The following is an 11,304-nucleotide window of genomic DNA, read 5'->3' on the forward strand; positions in this document are numbered from 1 at the left end:
ACCAATACCTACCCGACACTGCGTCCCTTGCCCTCCCAGTAGGGGGCGCGGATGTCGCGTTTCAGCACCTTGCCAACAGGACTGCGCGGCAGTTCCGGCCAGAAGTCCACGGACTTCGGGGCCTTGACCGATCCCAGCTTCTCCTTGCACAGCGCAATGATCTCTTCCTCGCTGACCGTCGCGCCGGGCTTCAGCTCGATGACCGCCTTCAGGGCTTCACCCCACTTCTCGTGGGGCACGCCGATCACGGCGCAGTCCTGCACGGCGGCATGGGTCCAGATCACCTGCTCCACCTCCGACGGATAGACGTTGAAGCCACCGGTGATGATCATGTCCTTCAACCGGTCGACGATATAGACGAACCCGTCCTCGTCGATCCGGCCGATATCGCCCGTATGGTGCCAGCCATGGGTGCTGGCAGCGGCGGTTTCCTCGGGTTGCCGGAAATAGCCTTCCATCACCATCTCGCCCCGCAGCACGATCTCGCCGGATTCTCCCTGGGGCAGGATCGTCCCGTCCTCCCCCATGATCTCGACGCGGGTGTAGGGGGTCGGCCTGCCGCAGGACAGCAGCCGGTGATGCTTGTTCGTGCTCAGCGCCTCCGCATGGTCGGCGGGCGACATGTAGGTGGCGATCATCGGGGCTTCGGCCTGGCCATAGGTCTGGGTCATGACGGGACCGAAGACCTCCATCGCCTCCTTCAGCTTGTCGGCGGACATGGGCGCGGCGGCATAGATGAAATGCTGCAGGCTGGAGTAGTCGTAGTCGCGCACCTTCGGGTGGGCCAGCATGACGTAGATCACGGTGGGCGGCAGGAACAGATGCGTCACCCGGTGCTTCTCGATCATCTGCATGATCTTCTCCGGCGCGGTCTCCGTCATGAAGATGTTGGTCGCGCCATAGGGCAGCAGCGGGAAGGAAACACCGCCCGCCGCATGGGTCATCGGCGCCACCATCAGATGCACCGGCGGTGCCGTCACCGGCATCATGACGTGGAACGTCGCCACCATCGTCTCCCAGGCCCGCGTGCTCAGCATGACCCCCTTGGGCCGCCCGGTGGTGCCGCCGGATGACATCTGCGAACAGATGGTCTCGGGCGGCAGCAGCGGGTCCGGTGCCGGATCCGGATCGACCGGCATCCAGTCGTCCAGGAACGGCAGGCCATCGACCGGCGCATCCGTCGTCACCACCAGCCGGATCGACGGCACCTCTGCCCGCACCTGCGCGACATGATCGGCAAAGCTGGAATGCACGAACAGGATCTCCGTCTGGTTGTTGTCCAGGACGTAGATGTTCTCCTCCAGCGCATTGCGGGCATTGATCGGCACCCAGATGCCGTTCTGGCGGCTGATGGCCAGCACACAGGCGTAGGCCATCGCGTGATTGGGTGACCAGACCGCGATGCGGGCACCGGTTCCGATCCCCTCTCCCCGCAACCCGGCGGCGATCCGCTGTGTCAGCTCACGGACGGTGGCATAGGTCCAGCCGTTCTGCCCGTCCGAAAGGCAGTCCCGGTCCGGGAACTGCCGTGCCCCCTGGTCGAACAGATCAATCATACGCATGGTCACTCTCCCCTGTGCTCCGTTGCCAAGAGATAGCAGCCCGTACCGGCCCCGTCTCCGCCGCAGCCAGAATACCCCTCCCCAAGCCAGCGCATTTCGGCTATCCCCCGCGCATGAATGCATTGGAGACAGAAACCGGGCGGCGGCGGACTTTCGCCATCATCGCCCATCCCGACGCCGGCAAGACCACGCTGACCGAGAAGCTGCTGCTGTTCGGCGGTGCGATCCAGATGGCCGGTGCCGTCAAGGCGCGTGGCGATCAGCGCCGCGCACGTTCGGACTGGATGAAGGTCGAACAGGACCGCGGCATCTCCGTGTCCGCCTCCGTCATGACCTTCGACTATGGTCCGCACACGTTCAACCTGCTGGACACGCCGGGGCATGAGGACTTCTCGGAAGATACCTACCGGGTCCTGACCGCCGTCGATTCCGCGATCATGGTGATCGACGGGGCCCGTGGCATCCAGTCCCAGACACGCAAGCTGTTCGAGGTCTGCCGGCTGCGGGACGTGCCCATCATCACCTTCGTCAACAAGATGGACCGCGAAGCCCGCGACCCGTTCGAACTGATGGACGAGATCGAGCAGGATCTGGCACTGGACGTGACTCCCGCCAACTGGCCCATCGGCATGGGGCGCGATTTTCAGGGATGCTACGACCTGATGCGCGACCGGCTGGTGCTGATGGCCCGCAGCCGCGAGAAGCAGGGCGAGATCACCGCCGAACTGAAGGGACTGGACGATCCGGAACTGGATAGCCAGCTCGGCGCACGCGCGGCGGAGCAGTTGCGCGAAGAGGCCGGCATGGCACGCGAACTCTGCCCCGCCTTCGACGGACAGGCCTATCGCGAGGGCAACATGACGCCGGTGTTCTTCGGCAGTGCCGTGAATGCCTTCGGCGTGCAGGACCTGATGAACACGCTCGGCAGCGACGCTCCTGCCCCCCGGGCCCAGATCACCACCAGCCGCACGGTCCAGCCGACGGAGCCGAAGGTTTCAGGCTTTGTCTTCAAGGTGCAGGCGAACATGGATCCGAAGCACCGCGACCGCGTCGCCTTCGTGCGGCTGGTGTCGGGCCACTTCAAGCGCGGCATGCGGCTGAAACATGTCCGCACCGGCAAGCAACTGGCCGTCCACAATCCGGTCATGTTCCTCGCCGGCGACCGGGAGACTGCGGAAGAAGCATGGCCCGGCGACATCATCGGCATTCCGAATCACGGCCAGCTTTCCATCGGTGACACGCTGACGGAGGGGGAGGAAATCCGCTTCCGTGGCGTGCCCAGCTTCGCGCCGGAACTGCTGCAGCGGGTGCGCGCGACCGACCCCCTGCGCGCCAAGCACCTGGGCGAGGCGCTGAAGCAACTGGCGGAAGAAGGCGTCGCCCGCGTCTTCCGGCCACGCATCGGTTCGGATTGGGTGGTCGGCGTGCTCGGTGCGCTGCAGTTCGATGTGCTCGCGGAGCGGATCAAGACCGAATACAACCTGCCGGTCCGGTTCGAGTCGACGGAACTGTTCACCGCGCGCTGGGTCTTCGCCGACACCGCGGACATGATCAAGCGCTTCGGTGACGAGAACGGTGCCTCCATCGCCGATGATCACGAGGGCGATCCGGTCTTCCTGGCGCGCAACGCCTGGCACCTGGAGCGCGCCCAGCAGGACTGGGCCGATGTGCGCTTCATGGCGACGAAGGATCCCGGCGTGGGCGATCTGGCCGCCTGATTGTCCGGCTGGTTGTCACGCCTGCTCAGTGGCGCAGGTCACCCGGCTCCAGATCGTCGAAGTCCGCAGGCTCCGTACCGGGCAGGACATAGTCCTCCGACAGCCAGCGCTTGAGGTCGACATCGGCACAGCGCCTGGAACAGAAGGGCCGCACGGCCTGCTCGGTCGGGCGGGAACAGATCGGGCATCGGGTCGTCATCAAATGGCCTCGGCATCCTGGGTGGAACGACACGCGTGCATCACGCTGTTCGGACCGATCATATCTCCGAACAGGGAATCTGGACAATGTCGGACGGCAACAGCGGGGGCTGGTCGGGCCATCTGCGTCGGGAGGAATAGAGCCCCACACCGATGATCGTGTCCGCAGGCTGGTCCGCAGCCGATGCGAAGGGCAGCAGCAGCCGCTCCGCCTGAGTCAACCGCGCGTTGGACAGGATTTCATTGGCGGTGCCGTAGTGCACGCAGGGCACCCCGAGGATCCTTTCCCAACGCTCTGTGATCACCGGATGGTCCCTGGCCCCGACAATCTGCAACAGGGTTTCGCCCCTGATCGCCCGGCCATAGGCGTCATTCACATGCTCTCCGGCCAGCTCACAGACGTAGTCGCCAGCATCCTCATGGAAGCGATAGATGTAGATGTTGGAGAGCAGTGACGGCACCGAGGTGGGATCGAAGGCCTTGCGCAACGGCACGGTCGCATCACCACGTGCGGCCCGCCAGACATCCAGAAACCGATGCAGGCGGGGATCCATGTCTGCAAGCTTCGGCGTCTGGACTGTGTTCCCGGTCATGGCTCTTTCTCTCATATTCGCGGAAGTGCCACAATGAGCAGTCGGTTCAGCGTGTCCGCGCAATCGCGAAGCTATCGATGTCGCGCGCTTCGAAGACGAAGCTCACCGGGCGCGCCAGGAACGCACTCGCCTGTTCCACCGCATCAGCATCCATGACCGGCTGAAGCTGCAGGGAAAGCGACAGTGTCACGGGCAACAGCCCGACACCTTCCAGCTCCGCGGCGACCTTCCTCAGGACTCTGGCGGCTGCAACACCTTCCCGCAGCCGGGACTGTTCTGAGGTCTGGTGCAGCAGTTGCCGGGCAAGCCCCGCTTCCCCCCTGCCCCGTACCAGTGTCGCCAGCGAGAAACGGTCGACCTGGCCGACATCCACCATCACCGGATCACGTTCGAACGCGCGGCGAAGGGCGGCCTCGACCCGCTTGCGTTCGTTGCCGGCCCGCATGGAAATGAAATCGATCACGACCGGCCCGCCAATACGGCGCAGCCTGATCTGGTGCGCGATTTCCGCGATTGCACGCATGTTGTGATCGACAGGGGTACCGCGCGCGCCACCACTGTCCACGTCGATTGCAGTCAGGGCGGTCGTTGCCTCGATGACGATCCGTCCGCCGCCAGGCAGTCCCACTTCCCGCGCCAGTGCCTCATCCAGCACCTGGTCCAGTTCCAGGCCCTGACCCGGTGGCGCCAGGCTCACCCGCTCGACAAGGTCGGGCGCAAGTCGCTTGGCCAATGGGCGCAGATCCGCCGACAGGCTCCTGTCCGAGACCGCAATGGTCTCCGGCGCGGGTGGCGCCAGTTCCGTCAGGGCCCGCTGCAGGAGATCCGGCGCATCGCGAAGCCGCGCAGGCACCGGGCCGTCCACGCCACTGATCTCGTCCCACTCGGCCATCAGCCTGGTGGCATCGGCACGCACCAGGTCGGGGTCGACACGGGCTGCCGCCGGCCGGGCCACCAGGCGCACATCGGGATCGAGCGATGCGAACATCTCCAGCAGTGATTCCCGCTGGTCAGGATCGCCGATCCGTTTCGGCACCTCTGTCCCCTGTCGCACCGGATACAGGCTGACATAGCGGCCGTGCAGCGCGATGTCGGCACTCAGGCGCACCTGCTTGCCGTCCGCCGCACCCCGTACCGCCTGCACCAGCACGGTCTGTCCGCGTCGCAGCAGCTTCTTCAGGGGAACACGCTTGTCCGTGGCGGTCCCGTCCAGAACGCGCGCATCCGCAGCGCGAAGGAACCCGGTGACGCCTTGCCCGAGATCGACGGCAGCCGCCTGCAGTTCCGGCATCAGATCCGTCACACGGCCCCGCCAGACCGCTCCGGCGACCGGCGGTTCACCGGTCAGTTCCAGATGAATCTCGGCGACCCGCTCCCGCTCGATCAGCGCGACGCGGGTCTCGAAGGGGCCACGGTCGATGAACAGGCCCTGTTTCATGATCGCGTCCAGACGGGATAGCCCAGCCCGGTCAGCAGATTCGCCGTCTCGTGCAGCGGCAGCCCGACAACATTGGACCATGAGCCGTTCAGACTGGCGACAAAGGCGTCTGCCAGCCCCTGGATGGCATAGCCACCGGCCTTGCCCTGCCACTCCCCACTATCCAGATATGTCTGCTGCTCGGGGCCGGAGAGTGGCTTGAAACGCACGACCGTCGTCACCCGGCGGCTGCTCATCCGCCCGCCGGGGGCATAGAGCGCGACACCTGTGGTAACCCTGTGCCGCCGTCCCGACAGCAGACGCAGGCATGCGGCGGCAGCCTCCCGCGATTCGGTCTTGGGCAGGATTCGGCGGCCGCAGCTCACCACCGTATCGGCGGCGAGCACGAAATCGTCGGGGAAACCGGGTTGAACGTGCCCCGCCTTGGCCTGGGCCAGACGTTCCGCCAGTCGTTGCGGCGCTTCATCCGGCAAGGGCGTCTCGTCAAGGTCGGCGGCAATGATATCGTCCGGCAGCAGGCCGATCTGACGCAGAAGATCGCGCCGACGCGGCGACGCGGAGGCTAGGATCAGGCGTGGCATCTGCCGCCCTGTTCCGGCGCTTACTTGAAGCGGAAGGTGATACGACCCTTGGTCAGGTCATAGGGGGTCATTTCCACCATCACCCGGTCGCCAGCCAGCACCCGGATGCGGTTCTTGCGCATCTTGCCCGACGTATGGGCCAGCACTTCATGATCGTTGTCCAGCTGCACGCGAAACATCGCGTTCGGCAGCAGTTCGGCAACATGCCCTTCAAATTCGAGAACTTCTTCCTTGGCCATTCTGCACCCTGTTCAGGAAACCCGGCGCGACAGGTCATCACGACCCGACCGCTTGGCGCGCAACATGATGAAATCGCCCACCAGAATCAAGCACAACCCTGTCGAAGGGCGGTTGCAAGGCCTGCGGCTCTCGGCTATATCCTCCCGACCGCTCGCCAAGGTACCGATCCCGGATCGGCCCCCATCAGCCAGAGCGGCGATGCCCAGGTAGCTCAGTTGGTAGAGCAGTGGACTGAAAATCCGCGTGTCGGTGGTTCGAATCCGCCCCTGGGCACCATTTATTTCAATAGGTTAACTGTGCATTGCCAAGTGTTCTGCTGGCTCAGGGGTAACGACACGGGTAACGGCGAACGGCCATCTTGCACTCTCGCACATAGTCCGCGTGCCGGGGGTTCAAATCCTTCTCGCGCTACGATTTCTTTCAATAGCTTAGCGATACGTCGCCACAAAAATTGGGCTTTCGGGTAGCGGTTTGGACGACGAGGATGGGGAGTGACTAGCGCTTCCGGTTCTCAAACGCCTCGGTCCATTCGCGGGCGCGCCGATGCGCCTCTGCGATCTGTGCAGACGTCATACGCTTGGGCATTGTCAGAGCAATCTGGCCCCGGCGCAGCAGAGCTGTATCTGGGTGAGGTCAGATTGCTCTGACAATGCCCCGATGCATGCTAAAATAGACGGATATCTTCGGAGCAACCTTGTCGTGAATTCACTTGTGGTGACGGTCGAACGTGAGCAGCGCCAACTTATGAACGCGGAGTCTAAGGGGAGCAGGTTAGAGGCCGAAGCCGTTGAGGCCCGCGCGATCAAGCAAGATATGATGCAGACTATGCCGACGGGTCAGGTCTGGTTGGTATGAGTGAGGCTGCAGTACCGCGCGAACATCTGTTCATTGGCTGGGATGTCGGCGGCTGGAATTGCGATAGGAACCCGAACAGCCGCGATGCCCTCTTCGTAGTGGATGGAAACAGGCAAGCCATGGGCCAGCCTTGGCGCGGGAATTTGCGCAATACAATCAACAGCTCGAATTCGCCTGCCAGCTTTCTGGCCTCAATCAGCACGCTATGTACGCTTACTCATACAAACAGAGGTGGCCCGACAAATCTGGACAGTTGAGTTAGGTGGATTTTCTGCTCCCAATCCGGCAGCGTTGCCGGGACGAAGGAGCGAAGATGACAAGACGACCCAGGCGGAACCACAGCCCTGCCTTCAAAGCGAAAGTCGCATTGGCGGCGCTGAAGGGCGACAGGACGATGAGCGAGCTGGCGACGCAGTTCGACCTGCATCCCAATCAGATCAAGCAGTGGAAGGATCAGCTGCTTGAGGGCGTAACGGGTGTCTTCGATGACACGCCAAAGGCCGCGAAAGAGCCGCAGATCGACGTAAAGTCCCTGCACGCGAAGATTGGCCAGCTGGCGCTGGAAAACGATTTTTTAGAGGGCGCGCTCGACAAGGCCGGTCTGTTGCCGAGCGCAAGGAAATGACGGGCCCGGACCACAGGCTGAGCCTGACACGGCAAGCCCGGCTTCTCGGGATCAGCCGGGGCAGCCTGTATTACGCGCCGCGCCCGACCAGTGCGGCGGACCTCAAGCTTATGCGCAGAATTGACGAGTTGCACATGGACTACCCGTTCGCGGGCAGCCGTATGATGAAAGGGTTGCTGCGGCAGGAAGGCTTCACGGCCGGGCGGCTGCACGTGGCAACCTGCATGAAAACGATGGGCATTGAGGCGCTCTATCGCAGACCGAACACCAGCAAGCCTGCGCCCGGTCACAGGATCTATCCCTACCTGCTGCGCAAGCTGGCCGTGACGCAGCCCAATCAGGTCTGGGCCATGGATATTACCTACATTCCCATGGCCCGAGGGTTCGTCTATCTGGTCGCCGTTCTGGACTGGTTCAGCCGCAAGGTTCTGGCCTGGCGGCTGTCGGTGACGCTGGAAACAGCGCCGTGTCTGGAGGCCTTGAATGATGCCCTGCGCAGATATGGCAAGCCGGAGATCATGAACTCGGACCAAGGATCACAGTTCACGTCCATTGACTTCATCAAGGCGCTGAAGGACGCCGACATCCAGATCAGCATGGATGGCAAGGGCGCTTGGCGCGATAACGTGTTTGTCGAACGGCTCTGGCGCAGCGTCAAATACGAGGAGGTCTATCTGCACGCCTATGAAAGCGTGTCAGCCGCCCGACAGGGCATCGACCGATACCTGGCCTTCTACAACACAAGGAGACCGCATTCATCGCTGGAAGGGCAAACGCCCGATCAGGCATATCACATCAAGTTGCAACCAATCCCGGTGGCGGCATAACCAAGCGGAAAATCCACCTAAGAAACGGCTCGAAACTGTTCAAACGAACCGAACCACCTCTCCCTCACTGCCCTGAACGACTACAATATCGAGTTGCCGCCAGAATGGAGACAACAGGCGTTCCTCGCGTGGGCCCAGGACGGAACCTATCAGAAACCGGATGACAAGGGCTATTTCTGGGTACTGTTCGACTTCGATGCCATGTCGGATTCGGCGGTCAAGGAGGTGCAGAGCCTCGCCATCTGGCAGCTGTTCCGGATCGAAGTGCGACCGCGCTGAGCCGGCAATCGGGTCCCGTAGCAAGATGAAGCAGTATCTGTCATGGAACATCTTCTCGGCGACCGGAGGCCTGTTCTGCCTGATGGCCGTTCTGGCCTTCGTCGGACAGATACTCACACTCAACCAGCAGAAGAACCTCGAACCGCTGCAGGAATATGTCTGGGCCATCGAGGAGCTGCGTGTCGGATACTACCAGACACTCTATGTTACCGGGCGCGTCAGCGAAGGACATGATGTCCAGTTCCCCCAGGCGGCACTGTTCGATGATCCGACCCGGGGATTGCTGCACCTTCGCATGGACGTTCTGGCCAGCAGGGTGGCGCGTCTGTCCGATGATGTCATCCTGGCGCAACTCGCCGACTATCCCCCGTATCTGGCCATCGTCGGCCGGGTCGAGGAGCAGTTCGCGCAGATTGCCCGTGAGCTGCAAGATGCCGACCTGTCGGACACACAGGCGCATGCGCGGCTGATGCAGGAAAAGCTGCGTCCGCTCGAACCCAGTCTCGACCAGCTTTCCGTCGATCTGGTTCGCCGGATGAACCTGATCGACGCCGGTCGTCGCCAGTCCCTCGAACAGACGATCAGCTTCAACCAGGTGGCGTTGACCGTTCTCTTCGCCTTTCTGGTTCTGACGCTCTATATCTCGACGAGACTGTCCTCACGTGAACGGCAGCGCTCGACGCAGCTCGAACGGTTGAACGAGGAACTGGCCACCGCCAATCGTTCCAAGGAGAGGTTCGTGGCACACATGAGCCACGAATTCCGGACGCCGCTCAATGCGATCATCGGTTTCTCGGAACTGATGCAGGAAAAGAACTCCCGCAACAAGGACGCCGGCGAGAACGACTTCACGGAAGAGGTCCTGAAGAGCGCCTACCATCTGCTGGATCTGGTGAACGAGGTCCTGAATTTCTCGCAACTGTCCGGAACCGATCAGATACTTGATCTGGAGTCGGTGGAACTGACCGGCATCATCCGCAACAGTACCCGACTGGTCCAGGCCGCCTATCCGAATCGGAACCTGGCGTTCGACGAGCCCGAGGATGGCGGGCACGTGTACGCGATGGGCCATGATCGGGCCATTCGGCAGATCGTGCAGAACCTGCTGACCAATGCCGCGAAATATGCCGGTGAGGAGGCACGGATCCGGGTTCGGATCGTCAGCGGCACAGCCGATACGGTTGCCATACGGATCAGCGACAACGGGAATGGCATGGACGCAGCCACGCTTGAACGCGTACTCCGGCCGTTCGAGCGCAATACCAGCCAGGGAAAGAACTTCGAGCAGATCGAAGGCGTCGGCCTGGGCCTTGCCATCTGCCGGTTGCTCGCCAAGCAACTGGACACCCGGCTCGAATTCGAGACGGCTCCAGGCTGCGGATTTGCCGCCGAGCTTTGGCTCCGGAGAGCCGACGGAACGGACCCCGCATAGCCAACCTGTTGGCATGGCCGTCCGATATGGTGCATGAACGGCGCATCATCTCGTGGGAGGGGCAGACTGATGTGGTCATTTGAAACGGATCCGGAATTCCAGCGCGAACTCGACTGGATCGGGGATTTCACCCGGCGCGAGATCGCACCGCTGGACGAGATCCTGGGCAGCCATTGGAACATTCATGATCCGCGGTTCGTGAGATACGTCCGTCCCCTGCAGGAACAGGTGAAGCGGCGAGGTCTCTGGGCCTGCCATCTGGGGCCAGAACTGGGTGGCAAGGGCTACGGACAGCTGAAACTGGCACTGATGAACGAACAGTTCGGTCGCTCCCGCTTCGGCCCCATCACCTTCGGCTCCCAGGCCCCGGACACCGGAAACTCGGAAATCCTGGCGCAGTACGGCACGGAGGCGCAGAAGGAACGGTATCTGAAACCGCTGCTGAACAACGAGATCGTTTCCTGCTTCGCCATGACGGAACCGCAGGGGGGCGCAGACCCGCTGAAGATCGAGACCACGGCGGTTCTGGACGGCGACGAATGGGTCATCAACGGGGAGAAGTGGTTTTCCTCCAATGCGAAGTTCGCGGCCTTCTACATCATCATGCTGGAGACGGAACCGAACGCCAACAATCCGCACCGGCGCCAGTCGATGCTGATCGTGCCCTCGGAAACGCCGGGTATCGAGATCATCAGGGACTATGGCTATCTCGGCCAGAAGGAAGCGGAGCACGCCCATATCCGCTGGAACAATGTCCGTGTGCCGAAGGATCATCTGCTGGGCGGTCGCGGAGACGGATTTGCGGTGGCGCAGGCGCGCCTGGGTGGCGGTCGGCTGCATCACGCCATGCGCGCCCTGGCCGAGGCCACGAAATGCCTCGAATATACCTGTGAACGCGTCGTCTCCCGCACCACCAAGGGCGAGGTGCTGGGGCAGAAGCAGATGGTGCAGGAACG

11 protein-coding genes and 1 tRNA gene (1 of these 12 running past the window's edge) are annotated in these 11,304 nt (G+C 62.7%); 6 read left to right on the top strand and 6 right to left on the bottom strand.

What is annotated here, in order from left to right; all coding sequences use genetic code 11:
- Positions 1-8: 8 nt before the first annotated feature.
- Positions 9-1,562 (bottom strand): AMP-binding protein, encoded by a 1,554-nt coding sequence (locus tag QGV54_RS11060; protein ID WP_281016768.1) that lies wholly within the window; start codon positions 1,560-1,562, stop codon positions 9-11.
- Between the two features lie 113 nt (positions 1,563-1,675).
- Here QGV54_RS11060 and QGV54_RS11065 point away from each other — a divergent pair, with 113 nt between their 5' ends.
- Positions 1,676-3,280 carry a peptide chain release factor 3 gene (locus QGV54_RS11065; protein ID WP_348637615.1) on the top strand — a complete coding sequence of 535 codons (1,605 nt, stop codon included), beginning with the start codon at positions 1,676-1,678 and terminating at the stop codon, positions 3,278-3,280.
- 25 nt (positions 3,281-3,305) lie between these two features.
- Here the strand turns inward: QGV54_RS11065 and yacG are convergent, their stop codons facing one another.
- From yacG to infA, 5 genes are read right to left on the bottom strand one after another with little or no spacing between them, the layout of a single operon-like run.
- Positions 3,306-3,479: a DNA gyrase inhibitor YacG gene (gene yacG, locus QGV54_RS11070; protein ID WP_281016766.1), complete on the bottom strand. Its 174-nt coding sequence runs from the start codon at positions 3,477-3,479 to the stop codon at positions 3,306-3,308.
- A 58-nt stretch (positions 3,480-3,537) separates the two neighbouring features.
- Positions 3,538-4,071 (bottom strand): PAS domain-containing protein, encoded by a 534-nt coding sequence (locus QGV54_RS11075; protein ID WP_281016765.1) that lies wholly within the window; start codon positions 4,069-4,071, stop codon positions 3,538-3,540.
- Between the two features lie 46 nt (positions 4,072-4,117).
- Positions 4,118-5,509 (bottom strand): ribonuclease E/G, encoded by a 1,392-nt coding sequence (locus QGV54_RS11080; protein WP_281016764.1) that lies wholly within the window; start codon positions 5,507-5,509, stop codon positions 4,118-4,120.
- Complete coding sequence (locus QGV54_RS11085; protein WP_281016763.1) at positions 5,506-6,090, bottom strand: Maf family nucleotide pyrophosphatase; 585 nt, start codon at positions 6,088-6,090, stop codon at positions 5,506-5,508. Before QGV54_RS11085 ends, QGV54_RS11080 begins: the two co-directional genes overlap by 4 nt.
- A gap of 20 nt (positions 6,091-6,110) precedes the next feature.
- On the bottom strand, positions 6,111-6,329 hold the full coding sequence (gene infA, locus QGV54_RS11090; protein WP_281016762.1) for a translation initiation factor IF-1: 219 nt from the start codon (positions 6,327-6,329) through the stop codon (positions 6,111-6,113).
- 201 nt (positions 6,330-6,530) lie between these two features.
- Here infA and QGV54_RS11095 point away from each other — a divergent pair.
- The 5 genes from QGV54_RS11095 to QGV54_RS11115 all read left to right on the top strand — a co-directional run.
- A tRNA-Phe gene (locus QGV54_RS11095) sits at positions 6,531-6,606 on the top strand.
- 892 nt (positions 6,607-7,498) lie between these two features.
- Positions 7,499-8,637 (top strand): IS3 family transposase gene (locus QGV54_RS11100; RefSeq protein WP_281015974.1). Its coding sequence is split into 2 segments (ribosomal slippage): positions 7,499-7,763 and positions 7,763-8,637, totalling 1,140 coding nucleotides; the frame shifts between segments, so codons are not numbered across the junction.
- Between the two features lie 93 nt (positions 8,638-8,730).
- A complete protein-coding gene (locus QGV54_RS11105; RefSeq protein ID WP_281016760.1) occupies positions 8,731-8,916 on the top strand; it encodes a hypothetical protein in 186 nt (61 codons plus the stop codon).
- A 25-nt stretch (positions 8,917-8,941) separates the two neighbouring features.
- Entirely contained in the window at positions 8,942-10,348 is a 1,407-nt protein-coding gene (locus tag QGV54_RS11110) for a HAMP domain-containing sensor histidine kinase (protein WP_281016759.1), read from the top strand.
- 69 nt (positions 10,349-10,417) lie between these two features.
- A protein-coding gene (locus tag QGV54_RS11115) for an acyl-CoA dehydrogenase family protein (RefSeq protein ID WP_281016758.1) crosses the window boundary here: on the top strand, positions 10,418-11,304 show its 5' portion. The gene runs 388 nt beyond the window's last position; the window shows 887 of its 1,275 coding nt (coding positions 1-887); it begins with the start codon at positions 10,418-10,420; its stop codon lies beyond the right edge, outside the window.

Origin of the sequence: Minwuia sp. IMCC3060, assembly GCF_029909435.1 — a bacterium.
Lineage (GTDB): Bacteria > Pseudomonadota > Alphaproteobacteria > Minwuiales > Minwuiaceae > Minwuia.

Excerpts from the sequence above, each read along its gene's own strand:
- QGV54_RS11060 (WP_281016768.1), bottom strand. The coding sequence starts at position 1,562 with ATGCGTATGATTGATCTGTTCGACCAGGGGGCACGGCAGTTCCCGGAC.
- QGV54_RS11110 (WP_281016759.1), top strand. The coding sequence starts at position 8,942 with ATGAAGCAGTATCTGTCATGGAACATCTTCTCGGCGACCGGAGGCCTG.
- infA (WP_281016762.1), bottom strand. The coding sequence starts at position 6,329 with ATGGCCAAGGAAGAAGTTCTCGAATTTGAAGGGCATGTTGCCGAACTG.
- QGV54_RS11080 (WP_281016764.1), bottom strand. The coding sequence starts at position 5,509 with ATGAAACAGGGCCTGTTCATCGACCGTGGCCCCTTCGAGACCCGCGTC.
- yacG (WP_281016766.1), bottom strand. The coding sequence starts at position 3,479 with ATGACGACCCGATGCCCGATCTGTTCCCGCCCGACCGAGCAGGCCGTG.
- QGV54_RS11065 (WP_348637615.1), top strand. The coding sequence starts at position 1,676 with ATGAATGCATTGGAGACAGAAACCGGGCGGCGGCGGACTTTCGCCATC.
- QGV54_RS11085 (WP_281016763.1), bottom strand. The coding sequence starts at position 6,090 with ATGCCACGCCTGATCCTAGCCTCCGCGTCGCCGCGTCGGCGCGATCTT.
- QGV54_RS11075 (WP_281016765.1), bottom strand. The coding sequence starts at position 4,071 with ATGACCGGGAACACAGTCCAGACGCCGAAGCTTGCAGACATGGATCCC.